23 protein-coding genes are annotated in these 24,622 nt (G+C 63.1%); 7 read left to right on the top strand and 16 right to left on the bottom strand.

All coding sequences use genetic code 11. The features are described 5' to 3' along the window. Positions 1-105: 105 nt before the first annotated feature. Both AC1DX5_RS20595 and AC1DX5_RS20600 read right to left on the bottom strand, forming a co-directional pair. Positions 106-867, bottom strand: coding sequence for an SDR family NAD(P)-dependent oxidoreductase (locus AC1DX5_RS20595; protein ID WP_478017176.1), 762 nt, complete (start codon positions 865-867; stop codon positions 106-108). Between the two features lie 106 nt (positions 868-973). Continuing rightward, positions 974-2,158, bottom strand: a complete 1,185-nt coding sequence (locus AC1DX5_RS20600) for an acyl-CoA dehydrogenase (protein ID WP_478017198.1) — start codon at positions 2,156-2,158, stop codon at positions 974-976. A gap of 450 nt (positions 2,159-2,608) precedes the next feature. On the opposite strand from AC1DX5_RS20600, the gene AC1DX5_RS20605 reads away from it, so the two are divergent. Then, positions 2,609-3,829 carry a CaiB/BaiF CoA transferase family protein gene (locus AC1DX5_RS20605; protein WP_478017177.1) on the top strand — a complete coding sequence of 407 codons (1,221 nt, stop codon included), beginning with the start codon at positions 2,609-2,611 and terminating at the stop codon, positions 3,827-3,829. A 159-nt stretch (positions 3,830-3,988) separates the two neighbouring features. Here AC1DX5_RS20605 and AC1DX5_RS20610 read toward each other — a convergent pair whose 3' ends face one another. The 6 genes from AC1DX5_RS20610 to AC1DX5_RS20635 all read right to left on the bottom strand — a co-directional run bounded on the left by AC1DX5_RS20610 (position 3,989) and on the right by AC1DX5_RS20635 (position 9,782). Continuing rightward, entirely contained in the window at positions 3,989-5,191 is a 1,203-nt protein-coding gene (locus AC1DX5_RS20610) for an MFS transporter (protein WP_478017178.1), read from the bottom strand. Positions 5,192-5,573: 382 nt separating this feature from the next. Next, a complete protein-coding gene (locus AC1DX5_RS20615; protein WP_478017179.1) occupies positions 5,574-6,140 on the bottom strand; it encodes a cysteine hydrolase family protein in 567 nt (188 codons plus the stop codon). Between the two features lie 208 nt (positions 6,141-6,348). Further along, on the bottom strand, positions 6,349-7,452 hold the full coding sequence (locus AC1DX5_RS20620) for an NADH:flavin oxidoreductase (RefSeq protein WP_478017180.1): 1,104 nt from the start codon (positions 7,450-7,452) through the stop codon (positions 6,349-6,351). Between the two features lie 185 nt (positions 7,453-7,637). Next, on the bottom strand, positions 7,638-8,735 hold the full coding sequence (locus AC1DX5_RS20625; protein ID WP_478017181.1) for an amidohydrolase family protein: 1,098 nt from the start codon (positions 8,733-8,735) through the stop codon (positions 7,638-7,640). Beyond that, the gene (locus AC1DX5_RS20630; protein ID WP_478017182.1) at positions 8,689-9,252 is read right to left on the bottom strand and encodes a thiamine pyrophosphate-dependent enzyme; all 564 of its coding nucleotides are present in this window, start codon (positions 9,250-9,252) and stop codon (positions 8,689-8,691) included. Before AC1DX5_RS20630 ends, AC1DX5_RS20625 begins: the two co-directional genes overlap by 47 nt. 14 nt (positions 9,253-9,266) lie before the next feature. Then, entirely contained in the window at positions 9,267-9,782 is a 516-nt protein-coding gene (locus tag AC1DX5_RS20635) for a hypothetical protein (protein WP_478017183.1), read from the bottom strand. 263 nt (positions 9,783-10,045) lie between these two features. On the opposite strand from AC1DX5_RS20635, the gene AC1DX5_RS20640 reads away from it, so the two are divergent. From AC1DX5_RS20640 to AC1DX5_RS20660, 5 genes are all read left to right on the top strand, one after another. Continuing rightward, positions 10,046-11,536 (top strand): aldehyde dehydrogenase family protein, encoded by a 1,491-nt coding sequence (locus AC1DX5_RS20640; RefSeq protein ID WP_478017184.1) that lies wholly within the window; start codon positions 10,046-10,048, stop codon positions 11,534-11,536. Between the two features lie 91 nt (positions 11,537-11,627). After that, complete coding sequence (locus AC1DX5_RS20645; RefSeq protein ID WP_478017185.1) at positions 11,628-12,008, top strand: nuclear transport factor 2 family protein; 381 nt, start codon at positions 11,628-11,630, stop codon at positions 12,006-12,008. A 162-nt stretch (positions 12,009-12,170) separates the two neighbouring features. Beyond that, positions 12,171-13,496, top strand: coding sequence for a histidinol dehydrogenase (gene hisD / locus AC1DX5_RS20650; protein ID WP_478017186.1), 1,326 nt, complete (start codon positions 12,171-12,173; stop codon positions 13,494-13,496). Positions 13,497-13,504: 8 nt separating this feature from the next. Then, the gene (locus AC1DX5_RS20655; RefSeq protein ID WP_478017187.1) at positions 13,505-14,272 is read left to right on the top strand and encodes an SDR family NAD(P)-dependent oxidoreductase; all 768 of its coding nucleotides are present in this window, start codon (positions 13,505-13,507) and stop codon (positions 14,270-14,272) included. Positions 14,273-14,336: 64 nt separating this feature from the next. Next, positions 14,337-15,194 carry an acetoacetate decarboxylase family protein gene (locus AC1DX5_RS20660; protein WP_478017188.1) on the top strand — a complete coding sequence of 286 codons (858 nt, stop codon included), beginning with the start codon at positions 14,337-14,339 and terminating at the stop codon, positions 15,192-15,194. A gap of 254 nt (positions 15,195-15,448) precedes the next feature. On the opposite strand, the gene AC1DX5_RS20665 is transcribed toward AC1DX5_RS20660, so the two are convergent. The 8 genes from AC1DX5_RS20665 to AC1DX5_RS20700 all read right to left on the bottom strand — a co-directional run bounded on the left by AC1DX5_RS20665 (position 15,449) and on the right by AC1DX5_RS20700 (position 23,975). Beyond that, the gene (locus AC1DX5_RS20665) at positions 15,449-16,132 is read right to left on the bottom strand and encodes a helix-turn-helix domain-containing protein (protein WP_478017189.1); all 684 of its coding nucleotides are present in this window, start codon (positions 16,130-16,132) and stop codon (positions 15,449-15,451) included. A 205-nt stretch (positions 16,133-16,337) separates the two neighbouring features. Beyond that, a complete protein-coding gene (locus AC1DX5_RS20670; protein ID WP_478017190.1) occupies positions 16,338-17,990 on the bottom strand; it encodes a thiamine pyrophosphate-binding protein in 1,653 nt (550 codons plus the stop codon). A gap of 97 nt (positions 17,991-18,087) precedes the next feature. Then, positions 18,088-19,305, bottom strand: a complete 1,218-nt coding sequence (locus tag AC1DX5_RS20675) for a CaiB/BaiF CoA transferase family protein (protein ID WP_478017191.1) — start codon at positions 19,303-19,305, stop codon at positions 18,088-18,090. Positions 19,306-19,334: 29 nt separating this feature from the next. After that, positions 19,335-19,751 carry a Zn-ribbon domain-containing OB-fold protein gene (locus AC1DX5_RS20680; protein ID WP_478017192.1) on the bottom strand — a complete coding sequence of 139 codons (417 nt, stop codon included), beginning with the start codon at positions 19,749-19,751 and terminating at the stop codon, positions 19,335-19,337. Further along, complete coding sequence (locus AC1DX5_RS20685) at positions 19,748-20,851, bottom strand: thiolase family protein (protein WP_478017193.1); 1,104 nt, start codon at positions 20,849-20,851, stop codon at positions 19,748-19,750. Before AC1DX5_RS20685 ends, AC1DX5_RS20680 begins: the two co-directional genes overlap by 4 nt. Positions 20,852-20,893: 42 nt before the next feature. Then, positions 20,894-21,673, bottom strand: coding sequence for an enoyl-CoA hydratase/isomerase family protein (locus AC1DX5_RS20690; RefSeq protein ID WP_478017194.1), 780 nt, complete (start codon positions 21,671-21,673; stop codon positions 20,894-20,896). Between the two features lie 3 nt (positions 21,674-21,676). Beyond that, entirely contained in the window at positions 21,677-22,900 is a 1,224-nt protein-coding gene (locus tag AC1DX5_RS20695; RefSeq protein ID WP_478017195.1) for an acyl-CoA dehydrogenase family protein, read from the bottom strand. 184 nt (positions 22,901-23,084) lie between these two features. Further along, a complete protein-coding gene (locus AC1DX5_RS20700) occupies positions 23,085-23,975 on the bottom strand; it encodes a hypothetical protein (RefSeq protein ID WP_478017196.1) in 891 nt (296 codons plus the stop codon). 341 nt (positions 23,976-24,316) lie between these two features. Between AC1DX5_RS20700 and AC1DX5_RS20705 the strand changes: the two genes are divergently transcribed. Further along, on the top strand, positions 24,317-24,622 hold a 306-nt coding region (locus tag AC1DX5_RS20705; protein ID WP_478017199.1), incomplete at its 3' end, for a 2Fe-2S iron-sulfur cluster-binding protein.

Here is a 24,622-nt window from a genome sequence, read left to right on the forward strand (position 1 = left end):
ACTCGAAATTTTCTCCCGAGCAGCGGAGCGGGAGGTGATCGGTCGGCCGGGCAGAACGGTTCGCAGCGGGGCGCCGGAGGGGCGTTCGCGCGGGCTCGCAACCGTCTAGGCGAGCGCCCCGCCATCAACGGGGATGGCCAGTCCGGTGAGATAGGAGCCGGCATCGGACGCCAGGAAGGCTACGACCTGGCCGACATCATCAGCGCTGGCGACACGCCTGAGCGGAATCGTCTGGGCGAACGCCGCCAGGCCCTCGGCGCGCTTCTCCGGGTCGGGCTCCCCGCCGGCGAACGGCGTGTCGACGGCACCGGGACAAAGGGCGTTGACCCGTATTCCGGAAGGTCCGAGGTCCCGGGCCATTGTGCGCGCCATCATGATCACGGCCGCCTTTGTAATCGAATAGAGCGGAGAACGTCCCGAGTAACTGAGCCCCGCGCCGGACGACATCAGGGTCACGGACGCTTTCGGCGCGCCCGCGCGCAGGAGCGGCAAGGCGTCGACCACCGAATAATAGTGCGCCTTGACGTTCAGATCGAACGTATCGTCATAGGTGGTTTCATCGACCTCGACCCCCCTGGGGCCGCGGGTCCCGATGGTATTGAACAAGATGTTGAGACCACCGTGGTTTGCCTCGATGAACGCGAACAGGGCAGCGCGATCGGTCGAGGATCGGGCATCCAGCGCGCGCCCCACGACCGCGAGGCCCTCCTCTGCCATCGCTTTCGCCTCGCGCACCGTTGCGGCTTCATCATGATCCGCGATGATGACCCGGGCGCCGCGACCGGCGAGAATGCGCGCGGTGGCCTTCCCCATGCCGGAGGCCCCGCCAATCACGAGTGCCACCTGCCCCGCAAAGTCCGTCGTCATGTAATTTCTCCGCTTCGCGTTGCGCCGGGTTCATTGGCGTTGTTGGTGCCGGCCACATAGTGCCGGGCCAGTTTCTGCAGATCGCACGCCTTGGCCCATCCACGCATCAGAACGCCGGGATCCCGGTGATCGCGCGCCCGATGATGAGCGCGTGGATGTCGCTCGTTCCCTCATAGGTGTTGACCGTTTCGAGGTTGACCATGTGGCGCATGACCGGAAACTCGCCGGAAATGCCATTGCCGCCGTGCATGTCGCGGGCAAGCCGCGCGATCGAAAGCGCCTTCTCGCAATTGTTGCGCTTGACGATCGAGATCATCTCCGGCGCCATACGGCCTTCGTCGAACAGACGTCCGACCCGAAGCGATGCCTGAAGACCCAGCGCGATTTCGGTTTCCATGTCCGCCAGCTTCTTCTGGACGAGTTGCGTTGCGGCAAGCGGGCGGCCGAACTGCTTGCGGTCGAGCGTATATTGCCGCGCTGCATGAAAACAGGCTTCCGCGGCTCCCATGGTTCCCCAGGAGATACCGTAGCGCGCCCTGTTGAGGCAGCCAAAGGGGCCTTTCAGACCGACAACGCCGGGCAGTATGGCATCTTCGGGAACCTCCACGTCATCAAGCACGATTTCGCCCGTGATCGACGCACGCAGCGACAGCTTCCCCTCGATCTTGGGCGCCGAGAGGCCTTTCATGCCCTTGTCGAGCACGAAACCCCGGAGCGCCCCGTCATGGGCCTCGGACTTTGCCCAGACGATGAAGACGTCGGCGATGGGCGCATTCGAGATCCAGGTTTTGGCCCCGTTGAGCCGATAGCCGCCGGCAACCTTATGGGCGCGTGTCCGCATGCTGTTGGGATCGGACCCGGCGTCCGGCTCGGTCAGCCCGAAACAGCCGATCCATTCGCCCGTCGCCAGCCTGGGGAGATATTTGTGCCGCTGCTCGTCAGAGCCATAGGCGAACAGCGGATACATCACGAGCGACGACTGGACGCTCATCATCGAGCGATAGCCGGAATCGATCCGCTCGATCTCGCGCGCGACCAGCCCGTACGCGACGTAGGAGGCGTTGGCGCATCCGAATTCCTCGGGCAGTGTGACGCCCAGCAGGCCAAGGCCGCCCATCTCCCGAAAAATGTCCGGATCCGTCTTTTCCGCAGCATAGGCGGCGACAATGCGGGGCGCCAATCTGGACTGCGCATAGTGCCGCGCCGTGTCCCGGATCTGGCGCTCTTCCTGCGTCAGCTGGTCATCGATCTGAAAAGCATCGTCCCATTGAAATCTCGGTGCATCTGCCACGTTCTGTATTCCCCTAGAAGATTGTCGTTCCGCGCCGCGTCTCATCGGCGGCACGCGTGTCGAACATGGCGCATCTTGTCCGTGCCACCGTGACGGCAAGCCGCGACCGCGCGGACGCTGCCCGGCACGCCGGGACGAGGGATGGTGTCGCCAAGGTCTTGCGCGGAGTGCCGGCTGCAATCACCGCCCGGTCGCGAGTGCCCCCTCGCCCGGCCGGGTGGACCGCAAGGCACGGCTTTCTGCCACGCGATCCTCGCCCGCATGATCGCATTCGTGGCTCAGGCAACACTTGCATCTTGACGCCGGTCGTACCAAGCGCGCATCCACGCTACAAGCACATATGTGTAAATATTATTCATAGACAGGAAATGTGAACTTGTTTCGATTGCCCCGAAATCGCCGACACGCCGGATCGGTCGACATTTCCAGATCCCGCCAGGCGCGCGCCGCATGATGTCGCCTCCCCCTGCCCCGCTGTCCGGTATCAAGGTGCTGGATCTGACGCGTGTCCTTGCAGGTCCCCTGTGCGGTGCCATTCTGGGGGATCTCGGCGCGGAGGTCGTCAAGGTCGAGCACCCTTTGCGCGGTGATGACACCCGTAAATGGGGTCTGCGCGTCGGCAAGTCCGAGACGACCTATTACAACGCCTTCAATCGCAACAAAAAGTCCCTGACGCTCGATCTGGAGCAAAAGGCGGGTCAGGAGATTGCCGTCGCGATCGCCGCCAGAAGCGACATCGTCATCGAGAACTTCAAGGCCGGCGGCGCCGACAAGCTCGGGCTCGCTTATAACAGGCTGAGCGCGCTGAACCCGGGCCTGATCTATTTGTCGATCAGCGGTTACGACCCGGCAGGAGAAGAAGCGTCTCGCCTCGGCTATGACCTGGTGATCCAGGGTGAAGCCGGCCTGATGGCGATCAACGGGGAGAAGGATCAGCCGCCGCTCAAATTCGGCACCGCGGTCGTCGATATGTTCACCGGCATGTATGCGGCCCAGGCGATCATGGCCGCCCTTATTGAGCGGGGCCGCACCGGCAAGGGCCGGCATATCCAGCTTGCGCTTTTCGACTGCGGCCTGACCCTGACCGCCTATGCCGGGCTTGAGGCCTTGCTCACGGGAGAGGAGCCCCTGCGCTATGGCAACGGCCATTCTTCGATCGTGCCTTATGGCGTCTTCGACGCGCAGGACGGCCCCCTTGTCCTGGCGATCGGAAATGACGGTCAATATGCGCGCTTCTGCGAGGCCGTCATCGAGCGCCCCGACCTGGCGACGGATCCCAGATTTGCCACCAATCAGAGTCGATCGGAACATCGCGGCACGCTGTTGCCGCTGCTCGAGGACGTTCTTGCAAGGCTTTCCCGCCATGATCTGCTCGCCCGCCTGGCCGCAAACGGCATCCCATGCGGTGAAGTCCTGAAGCTCGGGGAGGCGCTGACCTCCGCGCGGGCGAGGTCATCGGGCCTGATAACACTGCAACAGCATCCCGATGCCGGCGCGGTACATGTCCTCGCATCGCCCTATCGTTTCGATGGCGAGCGCTGTGGCATCCGGCTGCGCCCGCCTCGGCTGGGCGAGCATTCGGAGGAGATTCTCCGCGAAGTGCTCGGGAAGACACCGGTGGAGGTGCAGGGTCTGGTTGATCAAGCTGTCATACGGCCGGCAAACCCCTGATCTCCCTCGATCGCCGCAACAGCGTGTTTGAGGTCAATGCACGCAAATCGCCGGTCAAGGTCTCGCCGGATATTCCGGGCACTGCTCTTCTTGCCGCCAGGTTGCACCTTCGCGGGCACAACAACCACGGTCCGGCATCAAGGTCGAAAAGCTGCGGCGTCAGGCCGCTACGGCATTCATGATTCGTCGCTGCTGTGCCGCGATGAGCATCATGCACAGAGCAGCGATGATGATGCCAACGACCATCAAGCCAAACCCGGCGGCGAACGACCCGGTCAGCTTGACCAGGCCGCCGATCGCTGCCGGCGCCGCTGCACCCCCGAGATGGCCGACCGTGTTGTAGACCCCGACAAAAGCCCCGCGGCCCCTTTCGGGCGCCAGGTCGAGGATGACCTTGCCGAGCGGGGCGGTCCCGCCAAACAGCCCAAACGCGGCAATCGAGAGACCAACGAGCGAGAGTGTCAGGCTGTCCGCCTGATAGGCAAGTATGAGCCCGACTCCCTGGCCCATCCACAAAAGCGCGAGGAGTTCGGGACAGTGACGTCGGAAAAGCCCGCCGCCCAGCCAGCCGCCGATCACGAGGCCAAAGAAGCCGACGAAAAAAGGGATACTGGCAAGATGACCCGACTTCGCCAGGTCAATATGTCTTGCCATCGCGAGATAACTGGGCATCCAGCCAAGGAATCCCCAATAGGGGATGTTGCAGGTGAACGCCACGAGGCAAATCAGCAAGAGACCCGGCGTCGTCAGGACTTTCCGGAAGGAAGGTTTTTCAGGCCTCTTATCATCGATGACCGGTTCAAGTGGCATTTTCGCCGGAAGCAATTGATAGTTGAGCAGGGCGACCAGCACCGACAGCACGGCCATGATGAAGAACGCTGTCTGCCAGCTGAAGGCGCCAATGAGCTTGCCGACGACCACCCCGGCGAGCAACGGCGCCAGCGGCGTCGCCGATGTGCAAATTGCCAGCGCGCGCGAGCGGTGTTCCGGTCTGAACACGCCACCGATAATCTTGTAATTTGACGGCTGGGACAGCCCTTCCGACACGCCGAACAGAAAGCGGACGATCACGAAACCGGCCACGGTGCTGACAAGGCCCGTGGCGCCGGTGAACAGGCCCCATGCCAGGGGCCCTGCAACAAGAAGCGCTTTTGCCCCGAACCTGTCGGCCAGCAGGCCTCCAGGAATCTGTGCCAGCATATAGCCGATGCTGAAGGAAGACAGCACCACGCCGAATGCCGCGGGCGACATCGAGAAGGCTGCCATGATTGACGGGCCGGCGAAGCTCATCACGACACGGTCGAGATAGTTGACGAGTCCTAGAACCCAGAGAGCCAGAAGGACCCGCGCACCCGTTTTCAATTACCGTCTCCCAAAGCCTTTTTTGCCAACCTGCATAGTGGTCGGCAATCGCGCGATCTGGTGGCGCGTTCGATTGCCTTATGTCTTACGTCAGCTTTCGCCCGCCCTGTCGCGAGGGCATGGAAAAAGCTTCACATATATAAAGCATTTTTTCTCAAGAGCGCAAAGCACAAACTGGCTTCCCATGTTTTTTCAGCGCAAGCCGGCTCATGCCACCGCGGTTTCACGGGGCATGGCCGGCGCAGCGACGGGAAGGATGACGAATGAAAGCGGCTTTCCGGTCAGGGATGCGATCGAGCGAGCGCGTCCCCACCTCCCGCAAACTGTTCAGGATTGAAGAGCGCTGTCGCACACAGGCATGCGGGAATAGTCGTGCGGCGGATCAAACGCCCTGCGCGAGTTGCGCGAGGACATCGGCAGTCGTGCCGACTTCGGCAATTCGGGGGAAAACTTTCGTCACGGTCTCCGCATGAGTCTCCGGCCCGCCGTCTCTCATGGCGTCGGTCGGCAGCGTGACGTTGAAGCCAAGCTCATAGGCCTGCCGTGCCGTGGCATCGACGCCCCCGCTGGTGGCAACCCCGACGATGACCACCTGGGTAACCCCAAGGTCTCTGAGCTTGTCCTCCAGTCCGGTTTTCGCGAACGCCCCGGGGGTGTATTTGGTGAAATGAATATCTGTCTCCGCCTGGATCAGGTCGGGCACGATATCCGTTCCGCCGGGCGGCAGGGTGGCCGGCCCCCGACGCGGCTGATCGGTCCTTCCCGGTGCCCGCCCGGCAGCAACGACGAGCACGACCGGCAACCCCTTCGCCCGAAAGGCATGGGCGAGGCGATTGGTGTTCGCAACAACGTCCCTCAACGCATCGGCCTCGTTGAACGATGCGGCGATCGCCATCTGAAGGTCGATCGCGATAAGCGCGGTCTGCGGGTCGAGTGTGGTGATAGGCAAGGTAATCTCCCTCCAAGAGTGCGTTGTGTGAATAGGGGTGAAGAGGTGCGCCGCCCTTCAGGCAGGGCGCGCTCGCCCTTCGAGTAATCGACTGCTCGCCCGCCAGATCTGCCCGAATTTCTGATGCGGAATTCCCGGGTCGTCCGGCGCGAGAGGCGGCAACCTCAACAGCGGGCTCCCGCCATTCTGTCCGACCAGACGGGTCAGCTTATGCCATCGCAGCGGTAAGGTCGTCCTGCACCACGAACCCGGGCCAGTTGGTGCCCACATAGGTGATGAAGGGCGGGCTCAGTCTCTCGTTCCGCAAATGCTCGGATGTGGCGGGGAGTGCGATGGCGCGGAAATCGGGGTCCGCGGCCGTCTTGCGCGGGAAGTCGTGGTGCAGGATCGCCGCCCGCCCGATAACCGCGAAATCGGCTCCGCGGTCGAGCAACTGGCGTACGGCATCAGCACTTGTCAGTTTGCCGGCCGCCCCCAGGCGGGCCTTGCCACGCGGCAGGTCCGCGAACCAGTCGATCAGCGATTTACCGGCAAAGTCCGGATCATCCGGCTCCTTGAACACGTCCCAAAGCGACATATCGAGATAATCGACATCGCCCGATGCAAAGGCGCGGCGGGCAACCTCGCGCTGCTCGGCAAAGCGCAGGCCGTTCCGCTCCGTCGAAAGACGCAGACCGAGCTGGAAGTCGGGACCGGTGCGGGCGCGCACTCCCTCAATGATGTCGAAGATGATCCGGGCGCGGTTCTCGGGCGAGCCGCCATAGCGGTCAGTACGCCGATTATTCTCCGGGCTCAGGAACGCGCAGAGGATGTAACTATGCGCGCCATGAATTTCGACACCATCGAAACCAGCCTGTTCCGCGCGCACCGCGGCCGAGACGAAATCCTCGACCAACGCCTCGACCTCGCCGGTGGTCATCGCTCGCGCGCCCTTGTCGGCTTTCTCGGAAGGCGCGCGCGGCGCCTCGCCGATCAGCGATGGCACGGCACTGGCGCCCCCATGATGAAGTTGCAGCGCCGACACGCCCCCCCAGCGCTTGATCCCCGCGGCCAGGCGCGAGAGTCCGGGGATATGATCGTCGGAAAAGACGCCGAGCTGCCCCGGCCAGACCTGCCCGCTCGGGTGAACCAGGGTGGCGCAGGTGGTCACCAGACCGAAGTCTCCTTCGGCGCGGTAGGTCAGCCAGTCAAACTCCTCATCGGAGAGCCGTCCGTCGGCATGACTCTGCTGATTGGTCATCGGGGCGAGCATGAAGCGATTCTTCATGGCCGGTCCGTGAGCGAGGGAGAGCGGCTCAAAAAGATCAGACATGAAGCAGCCTCTATATGGTTGGTCCGGCGGGCTAGTCCGCGGCCGGCGAGGCGGAAGGTCAAACCGTCGCCCCTGATCTTCACCTATATCGGTCCGCCCGAAAATTCAACAGTCTTCCTGATAATAAAGGGGCGAAAATCGCCTGCCGCGGCATTGGCGTTCACCAGATAACGGAACAGCGATCCCTATTCGCCCAATCTGTAAAAGCGCGTCGCCGTGGCGCGAAACAGCTGGTCCTTTTCGTCCTCGTTGAAGGGCGCAGCGATGATTTTGAAGGCGTTCCAGATCGTGGCGTAAGGCAGGCTTGCCTTTTCGACCGGGTAATTGCTCTCGAACATGCAGCGCGCCGGCGAGAAGAGGTCAATGGCAGCGCGGTAGAAATCCCCCTGCGCGTTGACGAAGTCCATCGAGCTCGGCGGCAACTGCGCTTCATGCCAGCCATAGCCATTGAAGGGCATGGCCATCCCGCCCAGCTTGATGAACACGTTCGGCAATTGAGCGAGGGACGCAATGTCGCGGCGCCAGTCGGCGAATACCTGTGGACGACGGCCGGCATAGGAGCCGATGCCAAGCGGCCCGCCGAGATGATTCAACACGATACTCGTTTCCGGAAAGGCGCGGGCGAGATCGGTCAGATCCGGTATCTGCGAATGATAGAGCAACGCATCGAAGCTCAAACCCAGGGGCGCGAGACGAGCAAAACCAGCCCTGAAATCGGCATTGAGATAAAGATGCGGCGGCGCCTTATGGTGTGATCTGAGCGTGAGGTTCGCGGCGTCCCAGTTTGCGGCATGCCGCAGTCCGCGAAAAAGGCCGCCGCCGGCGTCGATATGGGCAGCGAGGACCTCCTCGACGACCTCCCCCTGCCGCAGATCCGCCGCGCCGACGATAGCGGCGATACGGGAATGGCCGCCCTGGCCAGCGCCTTCCGCGATCGAGCGCACCAGTTCGGTTTCGCCAACACAGCGCATCGGCTCAGGGCCGTGGCGGCGATAGCCGCTCAGGCATTCGACAAAGACCGTCTTTTCGATCCTGTGACCTGAGTCGGTATCGCCGCGCAGGTCTTCCAGCAGATAGGACGGACGGTCCTCGCGTGCCCAGAGATGGTGATGCGCATCGACAATCGGGCGGTCTGGATCGAGAATCGGTTCCGCAGGCGCGCTGGTGGTCCGGACGCCCTCCCCGCGCAAGGAAGCCTTTTTCCCCGGCGGGCTGGAGGGGGGCCGGGACGCCTGGTTACGCAACGTCGCTGAGGGACTGCCGCAGAGCGTCGGCCCAGTCATGCGGGCGCGCGGGCACCCCCTTGTCGGCCGGCTCCTGATCGACCTTCAGCGCCACGAGGACAGGCCCTTCCATCGCCATGATCGCCGGGATCTCGCGCGCGAACGCTCCATAATCGTCGAAGGTGAAAGCGTGGGGGTATCCAGCCCCGAGCGCCAGAGCGGCGAAATCCACCTTGTCTTCGGCCGGGATGGGTTGAGCCCCCGAGGTCTCGTAGATGCCATTGACGAGGACGAAGTGGAAGAAGTTCTTCGGTGCCTCGCTGGCGATGCTGACAAGGCTGCCAAGCTGCATGCAGAGACTGCCATCGCCATCAATGATGATCACGCGACGGTCGGGCTGGGCAATCGCGATGCCGAGTCCGGTCGCTGACGAACCACCCATACAACCCTGGTTGTCGAGATGCATGTGCGGACCGCCGCCGATCTCGTACCAGTCCGGAATCGCCTGCATCGTCGCGATGCTCACGCCGTCGCTCTTCACGTCGAGCAGCAGTTTCAAAACTTCCATGCGTTTCATTGGAATATTTCCTCTTACGCCGTGGGTGCGGTCAGCAGGCAGACCACGGGCCGACGCTCTGCGCGGCTCTGGGCGTAGGCCCTGGGCAAGGCCCCCACATCGGACGGCCGGTCGACGATGAAATAGGGAACCTCCATCGCCTCGAGCACGGGCTTGATGAGGCGGACCGCGGTGTTGGGATCTTCTTCCACCGGCACGGTAACATCGTGCGCGAATTGGCCGATGACCAGGAACGTCGGGATTTTCCGGTCGATCGCGATCCCGCGCAGTGCGTTGACGCCCGCGAAAAAGCCCGTGTTCTGGATCAGCACAAGCGCGTCCATCCCGCCGATCCACATGCCGGCATTGCACGCAATGACCTCATGCTCTGTCGAAAAGGTGTGCGTCGTGATCGCCGGGTCGTCGCGGAGCGATGCCATGAAGGTCTTCTGGGCGGTGTCCGGCACCGTCAGGACATGTTTCAGACCCAGCGCCGTAATCTCCTTGTGGAGAAGCGCGGCTGGTACGGACTCGCAAAGGGTATCGGGCATCTGTCCCCCATTTTGGCTCTGTCAGCGGATCCTGACGTCGCTTCTGATTAATTCGACCACAGCACAGGCGCCCGAATCTGGCGCCGCCAATGGTGAGCGGGGGCGTCACAACCCGACCGCCACCGTGATTCGATCGCTGCCTCGGCTTACAAAACCGCCGAAAGTTTTTCAAGACTGTGCAAAGAAGTTTTCTAAGTGTAAAGTCATGTCCTGTTTCAATGGTCGGGCGGGCAAGCTCACCACAGCTGAGGGCAGAGGAAAACATGCAAGCGGTTCAAGCATCGTCCCGAGCGGACCACCCCTTTCTGACCGACCAGCCAAAACGCCTCTTCATCGGCGGCAAATGGCTTGAGGCGCGTAGCGGGCGCACTTTCGATGTCCTGAATCCGGCGACGGGCCAGCGCATCGCGACGGCGGCAGAAGGTGATGCGGAAGACATCGACCTGGCTGTGGAAGCGGCGCGCACTGCGTTCGAGGGGCCATGGAGCAGCTTCAAGCCCTATGACCGCCAGACCCTAATGCTCGCGATCGCCGACCTGATCGAGCGTGATTTCGAAGAACTGGGCCTGCTGGAGACGCTGGATACCGGCGCGCCGCTTTCAAGCGTGCGCCTGAGAAAGCGCTTCATGCTGCAGGCGTTCCGGTTTTATGCCGCCCAGGCTGTCGGGATTTATGGCGAGACCGTTCGCAATTCGGTTCCCGGCGACATGTTCAGTTTCTCCCTCAAGGATCCGATCGGGGTCGTGGGCGGGATCATCCCGTGGAACAGCCCGATGATCTCCCAGCTCTGGAGTATCTGCCCCACCCTGGCGACGGGATGCACCCTGGTGCTGAAGCCGGCCGAGGACGCCCCCCTGTCAGCCTTGCGCCTGGCCGCCCTGATGCAAGAGGCGGGGCTTCCCGACGGGGTCGTCAACATCGTCACAGGCAAGGGCCGAACCGCCGGTGCACGCCTCGCCGAGCATCCCGGTGTCGACAAGATCGCCTTTACCGGCTCTACCGCCACGGGCCGCACGATTCTCCAGGCTGCCGCGACAAACATGAAGCGGGTGGCCGTCGAACTGGGCGGCAAGTCTCCCGACATCATCTTCGCCGATGCCGATCTGGACGCCGCTATACCCGGCGCTGCGCGGGGCTGTTTCAACAACAGCGGCCAGATCTGCTTTGCGGGAAGCCGGGTCCTTGTGCAGCGCCCGGTGTACGATCGGGTCGTCGAGGGAATGGCAGCGTTCGGCAAGACGCTGAAGGTCGGAAACGGGCTCGGCCACGATGTCGATCTCGGCCCCCTGATCTCGGCCAGGCAGCTGGCGACCGTCAGTGGCTATGTGGATATTGCCAGGGAGGAAGGCGCCATCGTGGTCTCGGGTGGAGAGCGGCTGCAGGACGACCTGGCTGATGGCTATTTCATGCCGCCCACCGTGCTCGCCGGCGTCTCGAATGACATGAGGATCGCGCGCGAGGAGATCTTTGGCCCCGTCGTGTCGGTCATCCCGTTCGATACGCCCGAAGAAGCGATCCGGCTGGCCAACGACACGACCTACGGCCTGGGCGCCGCGGTGTGGACGCGAGATGTCAGCACTGCCCACCGCACGGCCAAGGCCATCAGGTCCGGCATGGTCTGGATCAATTGCTATGGCGTGACCGAGCCGGCGGTGACCTCGGAAGGCTTCAAGATGAGCGGCTACGGCGCCAAGGGCGGGCGCCGTCACCTCGACGAGTATCTGTACACCAAGTCGGTGTGGCTGAACGTCTGACCGCGCCGGCGCCGGGCGTCAGCCTGGCTCGGCATATTTCGGGATCCTGGAAAGGCCACCTCCCTTTCCACCGTCGCACTCAAGGATGACCATGATGGATTTGGCAGCACAGGAAAAGGCGCTGACAGAACGAAACCTCGCCATCGACGAATGCGTCTCGCGCTCTGACGCTGCCGCGCTCGCCGGCTATCTCAATGACGATTTTCGCTACACCCATTCCAAGGGTCTGACCCAGACGAAACAGGAATATGTCGACTTCGTCGCCGGCAGCAAGGATCCGGCACTGCGTCGACTGATCGATACGATCGTCGAAATCCATGATGATATCGCCATCACGCGCGGCGATGCCGACCTGGTCCGCGACGACAAGCCCTTTCTCTTCCTTCGCTACGTGCGCGTCTGGCGACTTGTCGAGGGTCAATGGATGGCGATCTCGCAAAGAACCCTCCCGGCGACCGATCGAAATCCATGATCGCGCCGGAGGCACGCACCCGGACGCTGGCGCGTGGCACCCGCCGGGGTCCCGGCGTTCGTGATCGCTCCGGCTTCACCGAGCAGCCGGCAGCAAGAAGCCCGGATTTCCCCAAGCACCCGGGCGCCGGCCACTATTACGCATCAAGATGGAGTTCTATGAATGGCTGAATGGCTAAAGCGTGGCGCCGACGCAGACCTGGTGGCAGCGAGCGATCGAAGCGTGCGCGATACCGTCGAGGGCATCCTGGCCGACATCACCGCACGGGGCGACGAGGCGGTGCGCGAGCTGTCGATAAGGTTCGATCGCTGGGAGCGCGACGATTATCGCCTTTCGGACGCGGAGATCGCCGAGTGCATCGGCCAGCTTTCCCGTCAGGATATCCACGATATCGAGTTCGCACAGACGCAGGTGCGCAATTTCGCCCGGCTCCAGCGCGACTCCATCAAGGACATCGAGGTCGAGACGCTCCCGGGCGTCGTGCTCGGTCACAGGAATATCCCGGTGAACGCGGCCGGCTGTTATGTGCCCGGCGGCAAATACCCTCTCCTCGCCTCGGCCCATATGTCAGTCATCACGGCCAAAGTGGCCGGCGTGCCGAGGGTGGTGACATGCGCGCCGCCGTTCCACGGAAAGCCCGCCCCCGCCATCGTCGCCGCTCAGGCAATGGCCGGCGCGGACGAGATCTGGTGCCTGGGCGGCATTCAGGCGGTCGCCGCGATGGCGATCGGCACACAGAGCATGAAGCCGGTCGACATGCTCGTGGGTCCAGGCAACGCCTTTGTCGCCGAGGCCAAGCGTCAATTGTTCGGCCGCGTCGGTATCGACCTGTTCGCTGGCCCGACCGAGACCCTCGTGATCGCCGACGACACGGTTGATGGGGAGCTGTGCGCGACCGATCTCCTGGGACAGGCCGAACATGGCCCTGACAGCCCGGCCGTGCTGCTCACCACTTCGCGGAAGCTGGCCCTGGACACGATGAAAGAGGTCGAGCGGCTGCTGACGATCCTGCCCACCGCCGATATCGCGCGCCGCGCCTGGGAGACTTTTGGCCAGGTAATCCTGGCCGAGGATGATGCGGAGATGGTGCGCATCGCTGACGACATCGCGTCGGAGCATGTGCAGGTGATGGCGCGCGACCCCGACTATTTCCTGAACAACATGCGCAATTACGGCGCCCTCTTTCTCGGAGCCCGGACAAATGTCTCCTATGGCGACAAGGTGATCGGGACCAATCACACCCTGCCGACGAAAAAGGCCGCCCGATATACGGGCGGCTTGTGGGTCGGGAAGTTCATCAAGACCTGTACCTATCAAAAGGTGCTGACCGACGACGCCAGCGCGCTGGTTGGCGAATATTGCTCGCGGCTATGCGCTTTGGAGGGCTTTGCCGGGCATGGCGAACAGGCCAACATCCGCGTGCGCCGCTACGGTCATCTCGACGTCCCCTATGCCGGCGCGGCTGCGCCGCGCGTCGCCGCTGAATAGACGCACTGATGCAGCCGACGCCGCGCACACCTTCGTTCCGGCTGGACGGCAAGCGCGCCGTGGTGACCGGCGCCGGGCGCGGCCTCGGCCTTGCCTGCGCGGCTGCTCTGGCCGAGGCCGGCGCCCATGTCGTCCTGTGCGCCCGCTCGATCGAGGAAACCGAGGCCGTTGCTTCGGCGCTTAGGGCCAAGGGCGGCTCGGCCGAGCGCCTGACCCTCGATGTGAACGATGTCGGCGCGACAAGGGCAGCCTTCGCGCTGCTCGATCCGTTCGACATCCTCGTCAACAACGCCGGGACCAATCGTCCGAAGCCCTTTATCGACGTCACCGAAGATGATTATGACGCCGTGATCGATCTCAACCTGCGCGCTGCCTTCTTTGTCGCCCAGGCCGCCGCCGGGCGCATGATCGCCGGCAGCCGGCGCGGGTCCATCATCCATATGTCTTCCCAAATGGGTCATGTGGGCGGTGCCCGCCGCACGCTTTACTGCGCCTCCAAATGGGGGATCGAGGGGCTCAGCAAGGCGATGGCGCTGGACCTGGCGCCCCATGGCATTCGCTCCAACACCATCGCCCCGACCTTTATCGAAACGCCGATGACGCGCCCGTTTTTCGAGGACAAGACCTTCCTCGACAACGTCCTCGCCAGGATCAAGCTCGGCCGCCTGGGCCAGATTGAGGACGTCATGGGGGCGGTGGTGTTTCTCGCGGGTGACGCGTCCGCCCTGATGACCGGGACCTCCATGGTTATCGATGGCGGCTGGACAGCGGACTGACCGGACACCGGACGAGCCGCACGCTTTGCTGAGCAAGAAATCGAACGCAGAAAGAGGATAGATCATGACCCAGATCCACAGCGACGGCACCGGCACCGACGTCGAAGAACTCGAAGATATGCGCCGCATGCCGGTCCTGCTTGGCCGCGCCTCCGGTCCCCGAAACATGCCGCGTAGCAAGGCGCATCTCACCTATGTTGCTGACGCAACCCGGATTGCGGTTCACGCCCTGACCGACGCGACGAAATTGTCGCAATATCTTCCCCCACGCTGCCGGCTGGCGGGGGAACCGGTGGTTTCCGTAGCGGTCACCCAGCTGAGAAACCTTGGCTGGCTCGCTGGCCGCGGCTACAATTTCGTCAACGTCTTCACCAAGGTGATCTTCGAAGGTGAAGAAGAGACGGTTCATGGCGATTTCAGCCTGTGTCTGTGGGAAAACAAGGCCGATCCCATCCTGACCGGGCGCGATGAGCTCGGCATGCCCAAGCTGTTTGCCGATATCCCGGATCCCCGGGAGATCGATGGACGCTGGGAGTGCTCCGCGAGCTGGGAAGGCTTTCCCTTCCTCCATCTGGACCTCGCAACCTATCCCGACAGCGACAACAACCCCGCACCAGGCGCCTATAGTCACAGTGGCGTCTACATCCTGCATCGGTATCAGACGCGGACCGGTCAGTGGGACCAACCGGATATTGACGACATCGTCGTCGGCCATGCGAGCCCCGCTTCGCGGCCGACCGTCCTGGAGAAGAAAGCCGGCGCCGGCCGGTTCGAATTTCGCCAGTCGCGCTGGGAAGACATGCCGACCCAATATACGTTCGTGAACGCCCTGGCCGGGTTGCCGCTGCTCGAGTTCCGTGGCGGCGAGATCGTGAAAGCCTCCGGCATTCCCGACCTGAAGGCGTTCCACGTCGCAAAGTAGAGGCTCGCCTCAGCGAGAGGCTATCTGTCGACGTTCCTGACGTCCCGTCGGGACGTCGCAGGAAAGAGCAGCTCGCAGCGATTCAACGATAGCTCCTGTTCCTGAAACGTCGTCGAGATGGATGGCATGGAGCGGTTCGCGCGATGCGCGGTAACGCGGCACGTCGGGCCTCGTTGCGTCACTGCGGCCAGCAGGCGACGCCATGACACGCGCTGCAGATCATCGTCATGGCCGCTCACCTCACGGGGATGCGGTCACGTTTCGATATGAGAAATATCATTCGCGGCGACAGGTCCTGGATCGGCGTTCGCCAGGAGATTCCACGTGCGTTGTGCCGATTGTGCGAAAATCTGTATCCCCACGCCGGCACATACCGAGAGCACACGGCAGGGCACATCGCCCGCCCAGACATAGGCATGCGCCATGCCGCTGTCGAAATAGACCGAGTCGCCGGGGCCGAGCCGCAGCGGCGCATAGAGGTCGGAATGAAGCTCCATCGCGCCGGAGAGAACGTAGAGATATTCCTCGCCCGAATGGCGGACGAGGCCGCCCATCTCGTCGACGCTGCGCGCCTTCACCTCGATGACGATCGGGACCATCATTTTCCCGAGCAACTCTGCTGCGGGATAGTGATGGGTATGGCGCTCGGAGGGCACCTTGGGCCGATCGTCCGCGCGCGACACGCTGCGGCGCCCGACCGCCGGGGGTGCCTGCTCGGCCGGCGGGGCGCAGGCGATCAGGCTGCCAAGATCGACCCCGAGGCCCTGGGCAAGCCGTGCCAGCTTGTCGTAGGTCATCGCCATCTTGCCATTTTCGAGCTTCGACAGAGTCGAGAAGGGCATGTCGAGCCGCGCCGCCAGCGCCCTGAGCGTGAGGCCCTGCTCGACCCGCGCCGCCCTGACCGCGAGACCGGGGTGCGTGCTGACAGGCTTTGCCAAGGTCTCTCGCATGACCAAGGCTACCGCAAAGTCGATTGCAGGGGAACCATGCAGCGAAAATATGGTGCGGTTGCGAGAAATTTTTCCCAACCGAAAACACGCGCTGAGACGCGCGCATCCCGGAAAGACCTGAGACGACTTCGGCTCAGAGCGTTGTGGCAGACCTGCTCCTGCCTCGATCGGCCAACATTCAGGGCAGCGCCAGCTAGAGACGTATTCGCGCCGGATCCAGCTTGAGGTCGATCAGCAGCGGTCGGCTACGATCCCTGACCGCCTCCATGGCGATGGTCAGGTCCGCTTGCGATCTGACGGTGACGCCCTCACCCCCAAGGGCGATCGCGACAGGCGCAAAATCCGGCCAGTCGAAGGCGATCGTCTCGGGATCCATCTCCCGGTCCTGGTATTTGTCTTCGAACTTGGAAATTTCGGCCCCGTACGCGCTGTCGTTGCAGACGATGGTGATCACATCCAGCTTATACCTGACCGCCGTATTATATTCGGCCAGGCCGCCGTGCATGAAGCCGCCGTCTCCCAACACACAGATGATCGGGCGTCCGGGTGCGGCGAAAGCCGCCCCGACCGCATAAGCGAAGCCCATGCCGATTGAGCCGATATGCCCCGATGGCAGGAAGGATTTCGGATCGGGCACGCTCAGCAGCGGCCAGGCATGGATCATGAAACGGCCCTTGTCGGTCACCAGCACGCGATCGGCCGGCAGCTCCGCGTCCAGGCGCAGCATCGCGTTCCGGATATCGATCGTCCCATTGTCATAGTCGCCCTGCGCGTTCGGCTCGGGAACATAGGAGGCGATCCGGTTCCTGAGGTCTTCGGAATACCAGCCGGACGGTGGGATCTCCGCCTCGTCGAGCCATTTCACGATGATGTCGGCTGTCCCCGCCGGATCGCCGACCAGTCCGGCATCCGGCACAAAGTTCTTCCCGATCTCGGCCAGCTCCAGATTGACCTGGATGATCCTCTTGCCCTTCCGGAAGGTGCCCATCGAGGTCGTGAACATCGTCAGGCTTGCGCCGAAGGTGATGATGCAGTCGCTCTCCATCAGGATTTCGACCCCGACCGGGGTGCTGAAGGTGCCGCACAGACCCAGATTATAGGCCTCACCCCGAAACAGATCCTTGGCCTTGATCGTGGTCGCTACCGGTGCCTCGATCCGCGCGGCGAGCCTCAACAGCGCGGCTCTGGCCTCGGGCGACGTCGCGCCGCGCCCGGCGACAATCACAGGCCTCCTGGCAGAGGCTATGATGCCGATCGCGTTGTCGAGATCCGCGCTTGCGCCAATGACCGCCCGACCGTCGGGGACATAGGCCCGGACCGGCTGATATTCGATCTCGGCCCAGTCGAATTCGAACGGCACGTTCAGCACGATGGGCCGATATTCGACCATCGCCCGCCGCAGCGCCCTGGCGACATCCTCCACTGCGGTCCTGGGTGAACGCACCTGCTCAAACCCCGCGCCGGTCGAGACGGCGATATCGCGCTGGGCTAGGTTCTGGTTGATTTCGCGCTCTTCCTTGTTGGTATCGCCAGCGATGACGACCATCGGAATTTGCCCCTTGACCGCTTCGACCAGCGCGGTGACCGTGTTCGTCATCGCCGGGCCGAAGGTGACGCTGCAGATTCCGACCTTGTCCGCGGTCGAGGCATAGCCCAGCGCCATCAGCGCGGCGCCAACTTCATGCGAACTGGACACAAAGGTCCCGCCGCAATCATGAACAAAGCTGTCGACCATGAACATGTTGGCGTCGCCACAAAGGCCGAACATCGTATCGACGCCATTGTCGGTCAGCGCGCGAGCGATCGCCTGATGTACCTTCATCGATTTCCCGGTCAGCTCGTTCACTGGACTTCTCCGCTAACGTCAGATGGTTGGAAGCAATATTTGGAATTTTCCGGTGTCATGACGGGCAGGCGCGCGCGTCCTTCGGACCGGTTGCCGATCAGATGACACCGTCGCGCCGATAGGCCGCGATCTCCTCCTTCGGCACGCCCAGCCAGTCGCCGTAAATCTCGTCATTCTGCGCGCCGAGTTCCCCGATGGCCTGGTACGGGACCTTGTCGGCACCATGGATCCGAAGCGGGCTGCCGGGCATGACGACGCGACCAAGCCGCGGATTGTCGACCCATTCGAGCATGCCGCGCGCGTGCATATGAGGGTCGCTCACGACCTCATGGACGTCGCGCACCGCGGCCGAGGGCACCTTGTGGGCCTTGGTGATCTCGACGATCTCCTGGCGGGTAAGCCGCGAGGTCCAGGCCTCAACGAGGGCATCAACCTCATCGATGCGTTGCGAACGCGTCGCCTGCGTCTCGTAGCGGGGATCGTCCTTCAGATCCTCCCGTCCCATCGCGACAAGAAGATTGGGCCAGTGGAAATTGCCGACGCAAATGATTGCCACGAAACCGTCCGCAGCCCGATAGACATTATAGGGCGTGACCGAGAGACCGCTATGCCGGTTACCGGTCCGCACCGTCGCGGCATCGCCAAGTTCATACTGAAGACCGAGCGATGACGCGAGCGTGGGATAGACCGTCTCCTCCATCGCAACTTCGACAAGGCGCCCCTTGCCGGTCCGGGACCGCTCGAAAAGCGCCGTCATGATACCCGCATAGAGATGCGTGCCACCCAGGAAGTCGGCGACCGCCGGCCCGGCCTTGACCGGTGGGCTGTCGGCGAAGCCGGTCGATGCCATGATGCCGGAAATCGCCTGGATGGTGAGATCCATGGCAAGATTGTCGCGGTCCGGACCATCAAGGCCATAGCCCGTGGCGGAGGCGTAAACGAGTTCGGGATTGATCTCGCGCAGGACCGACCAGCCCACGCCGAGCCGGTCCATCACGCCGGGCGCGAAATTCTCGAGGAGAACGTCCGACTTGCGGACCATGCGCTTGAGCAGCGCCTTTCCCGCCTCGGCCTTGAGGTTCAGGGTCACGCATCGCTTGTTGGCGTTGAGCATTTCAAACGGAAGCGAGGCCCCTTTGTTGACCTTGATGCGGTTTCGCGACGCCTCGCCCGTGAGCGGCTCGACCTTGATGACGTCCGCGCCCGCCTTCGCCATCAGGAACGCGGCATAAGGCCCCTGATAATGCTGGCCGAAATCAATGACGCGAACCCCGGCCAGGGGTTTGTTCTCAACATCGCTTGTCTCAGATGACACAATATTACTTCCGTGATTGGGGGGAGCGGTCAGGCAGGCGCGAACCTGGGGACCGCCAGATCGGCTTCCTGCTCGATGCGCAGGCGAAGCCGCTGCTCGATGTGCAGGGACTCCGGGTCGTCCATGTCGACGATGTTGGTCGTCATGCGCGGGCCCTCGTCGAGCTCGACGATCGCAACGGTATAGGGCACGCGGCCGGCGAACGCGGCGTTGGGCGCGCGATGATAGACGACCCAGCTGATCAGGCGCGCGTCGCCCGATGCCCGCTCCCATTCAGCCCCGGGCAGCAGGCAGTTGGGGCACTCACGCCGCGCCGGAAGAAAAGGATTGCTGCAGTGCGGACACCGCATGAACAATAAATGTCCTGCCTTGGTGGCCTCCCAGAACGGCGCCCAGAGCGGGCTGTCATCGGGCGCCGGCAGCGACGTCTCCGGGACACCGGTCACAGCCTCTCTCCGAGGATCAGGGTACTATGGGTCTGCATGATACCGCCCTGGTTGCTGATGATGCAGTTGCGCGCCCGCTTTGCCTGGAGATTGGCCTCACCGCGCATCTGGCGAACGCCTTCAATGATGAGCTGCATCCCCGGCATGCCGGTCTCGGAGAGCAGACCGCCCGCAGTATTCATGGGCAGATCGCCGTCGATCTCGAGCCGGCCGCCGGCGGCGAACGGGCCACCCTCCCCTTTCTTGCAGAAGCCGTAATCCTCAAGGGTCATGATCGGGACGATCGTGAAACAGTCGTAAAGCTGGGCGATGTCGATATCGCCCGGCGACATGCCCGCCATCTCGAAGGCAGTCCTTGCCGAGACGACGGCCTGGGTGGTTGTGAGATCGGGCCTCAAATAGGGCTCCCAGGCCGTCTGGCCCTGCCCGAAGCCAAGGATCGGCACCGGACGGCTCACCTTCAGCTCCCTGGCACGCCTGGCGCTCATGACCACGATCGCCGCGCCGCCATCGCTGACCAGGCAAACGTCCTCGCGGCGAAAGGGCGCCACGATTGGCCTGGATGCGCGATACTCATCCAGCGTCAGGGGCTTGCGAAGCTGCGCGTTCGGATTTTCGCTGCCATGGCGACGGGACGCGATAGCGATCGCGCCGAGATGGTCGTACGAAGTGCCATATTGTTCGATATGGCGCCTTGCGATCATCCCATATTTGCCGAGCGTTCCGAACAGCCCGAACACCGCGTCATTACCCCTGGCCTTGCTATAGGCGGTGCTGCTGGCACTTTTGGCATTGTCCGCGAAACACAGAAGGGCGACGTCGCACAGCCCCGCCTCGATCGACAACGCCGCATAACTGATCATCGCGATGTTGGCGGCGCCGCCCTGATTCCAGTTCGGGTTCAGTTTCGGCTGCAGGCCGAGAGCTTCCGACACACCGACCTGAAACATCATCTCCGGATTGGAGGTCGGCGGCTTTACGAGAACCGCGTCGACCAGATCCTTTTCGATACCGGCATCTTGCAACGCCCCGGCCGCCGCCTCGACGATCATGGAGACAGTCGTGCGGCCCGGCAGTGAGCCGAACTGCGTGGTGCCCACGCCGGCGATGACGATCTTCTCGCTGAGCGGATGACGGGCCACCTACCGCCCCTTGAAAGCGGGTTTGCGTTTTTCCTTGAAGGCCGCCGGGCCTTCCGCGGCATCCTCGGTATAGGTGAGCATGCGGTTCGCCAGCATTTCCATGCGAATGCCCTCGGCAAGGGGAAGACTGCCGCTCCGGATGGCCAGTTCCTTGGTGGCCTGAACGGCCAGCGGCGCATTCTCCGCGATGCGCCTGGCATAAGCCATTGCGGCCGGAAGGACGTCAGCGGCGGTCGGCACGACCTGGTTGATCAACCCCCAACGCTCGGCCTGGGCGGCGGTGATGGTGTCGCCGGTCAGGAGCAGCTCCATCGCAATCGCATAGGGCAGCTGCCGGACAAGCCGCTGGGTTCCACCATTTCCGGCAATCACGCCCCGCTTTACCTCGGCGACATTGAACGTCGCGCCGGCGCACGCGACGCGGATGTCGGTGGCCAGCATCAGGGTGACCCCGCCGCCGAGCGCATAACCATTGACCGCGGCGATAACGGGCTTCCACACCTCGAGGCCGCGATTGAGCAGCATGTCCGTCTGCGTCTTCCACGTGTCCGCGAACGTGATCTTCCGTTGCAGGAACGACTTGATGTCGGCGCCGACCGAGAAGGATTTCTCACCGGCGCCCGTGATGATGGCGACCCGCACGTCGTCATCGTCCCGAACCCGGGTCCAGGCTGCCGACAGGCCGGCATAATGCTCGGCGTCCATCGCGTTGAGCCGGTCCGGGCGATTGATGGTGATGACCGCGATGCCGTCATCGTTCAGATCAAAGTCGATGGACATGGCTCAAGCCCTCCCGCCAAGGAGATGCCGCGCGACGACCATGCGGTGCACCTCCGATGGCCCCTCGCCGATGCGCTTGATCCGCAGTTCGCGGTACCAGCGCTCGAGCGGCATTTCCTGGGAAACGCCCAGGCCGCCGAACATCTGGATGCAGCGATCCACCACACGTCCGGCGGTTTCCGTCGCAACCACCTTGGCGATCGACGATTCCACCTTGAAATTGCGCCCCATGTCGCCGAGCCAGGCGGCCTCGTAGACGAGCAGCCGGGCGGCACGGATTTCCATCTCGCTGTCGGCAAGCATCCACTGAATCGATTGCTTGTCGGACAGTCGCGACCCGAAGACCTGGCGCTGACGCACCCAGTCGATGGCGAGTTCAAGCGCTGCCTGGGCGGTGCCAAGCACATTGGCGGCATAGGATATGCGCGCGTCGATCAGCCATTTCTCGGCGACCTGAAAACCCTTGCCCTCTTCGCCGATAAGGGAGTCGGCGGGGATCTCGACGTCTTCAAAGTGAATTTCATAGGGGGAATAGGAACGGATCACCTTGACCTCGCGGTAGGTGATACCCTTCAGGTGCGCGTCGATCGCGAAACAGCTGATGCCGCCCCGGCTGCCTTGCTCGCCCGTCCGCGCAAAGAGAATGCCCCATTTCTTGTTGGCCGCGTCGGTGATCCAGAGCTTGCTTCCGTTGATGACATAACGGTCTCCCTTGCGCTCCGCGCGACACTGGATCGCGCGCCCGGGATCGGAGCCCCCGGATGGTTCGCTGATGGCAACAAAGGCGCCGCCCTTTCCTCCGATCGTAGGTTTGGCAAAGCGCTCGATCTGTTCGGGACTGCCCATCCAGATGACGTTGGGGGGATCACTGCCAAGGGCACCCGCCGCCCAGACATAGCATCCCATCCGGCAGCGCGCCGCCTCCTCCGCCACGATCGCCTGACCAAGCAGGTTCAGGCCGGCCCCGCCATATTCGGCCGGCGTCCGGAAACACCACAAGCCAAGGCTGCGGGCCTTCTCCTGCAGCGGCGCCAGCATCTCCCTGGGGACTTTGTACGCGTCGTGCGGGAGCTTGTCCTCCACCGGCTTTACGTCCGTATCCATGAAACGGCGCATCACGTCCTTGAGCTGCTGGTATTCGTCGGGGAGTTGCCAGGCTCCAAAATCATTCTGCACGTTGCTCTCCTGTGATTTTGCGTGGCCGCGGGACACCAGGCCGCCGGACAAGGCACGGCGGCGGATTGCCCAACGTCGCTCGACGTTGCGATCCGGACCAAGGCGAACCCCGAAACGGCCGGCGGGGTCGCCTGGAGGTCAGCGATGTCTGGCGGCGCCTTCGAACCAGTCCCCCGGACGCCGGCGCTCGCGAAAGAGACCAGGGGACCGCGTCGTCACGCCAACCGATCCCCCGTCAGTCCAGACGCGGGAATTCGACCACGAAGACCTCGAGGCCATCCTTCCCGCTGATCTCGCCGTCTTCGCCGCGCGGGCTGTAGACCGAGGCCCGTTCCGGGAGCGTGCGACCCTCGACCTCCAGGCCAGCGGACAGCGTCCACGCGACCTGCGGCCGATCCGCCCGCAGCGGATAGACGCCGCCGGAGAGGCGCACGACGGCCATGCTGACATCGCCGTTGGGACCGTCCTGGTCGAAGAACCGTCCCAGTTGCTTGACCTCCACGCCCGGCCCGGCCTCATAATAGGTGAAGTTCTCGGGCTTCATGATGATCGGCATTTCGTATCGCGCCGGCGGGATCACCAGATGCTCGCCCTTCACCATGAAATAGCGCTCGTCATACAGCGCATCCATCGCGTCGCGGGTCGTCACCTTGCCCGTGGCGGGATCGGTCTCGATGAAAAGGCCGTTCTCGATCTTTCCGCGGGCCTTGAGGCTCTCGAGGGCAGCGGCGCGATGCGACTCCCAGAAGTCGCCTCTCTGAAGCTCACCGCCAAAGCCGTACTGAAAACCCCATGCGGTCACGGGCGATACGACATGCTGTGGGCCGTAATAGGCGCCTCGCGGCATGTAGGCGAGCATACCCTCGGTAATGAACTGCCCGGGCGCCCAGTCACGCTCGCCTTCCTCGATGAACTGAATTTGCTGGAAGGTGTGGTTGTGGCGCGGAGCCTTGAAACCATCCTCCCCGACATCCCGGTGAGCGCTCCGGAAAAACCAGAAGTTGAAACCGTCCGGCGCGTCATCGATCAGGAGCCGCTTGAACTCCCGATTGGGAGCCCCGTTACGGAGGCGATCGGGTGCGTTGGCATCCAGCGTTTCAGAGTCCTCCACGAGTCCGATCTGCATGACTACTCCTCTCAAAATTTCTCGCGGCTCCGGGTCGCAGCGTACATGCAGGCTGCTCCCAAAGGTTCGACAAACCCTAGGACTGAACAGGTAGACTGGCAAGTGTTTTCGACACATTTTTCATATATAGGAATATAGATTACATCCATGTGATAGGATTTCGCGGCTTTGCGCGGGGGTGGAATGCTGTGCTGTGTGGTTGGAAAGGCAGGGCATGCGGTATGTCGGGCGCGGCGCCGGGCACCCCTTTGCCCCAGGGCTCCAGCCCTTGCACATCGGTATTAAACAGGTAACCTGTCTAAATTGACTGTCGTTCGCCGGAGAGTGTCGTGCCCAGGGTTGTGTACATCGAGCATGACGGAGTTCAGCACGCGGTGAGCGGGGTGGCGGGGCACACGCTGATGGAGTCGGCGATCGTGAACGGTGTGCCGGGGATCCTGGCGGCGTGCGGCGGGGACGGCGGTTGCGCGACCTGCCAGGTCTATGTCGATGAGGCCTGGGCTGCTGTGACCGGCACGGCGTCCTCGCGTGAGCGCAACACATTGCGCTTTGCGTTCGAGCCGAACGCCCATAGCCGCCTTGCGTGCCAGATCGTCCTCACAGAAGAGCTCGACGGTCTCGTCGTGCACCTGCCCTCAGATCAATAT

The sequence above is a fragment of the Sphingomonas sp. P2_B6 genome, assembly GCF_056404755.1.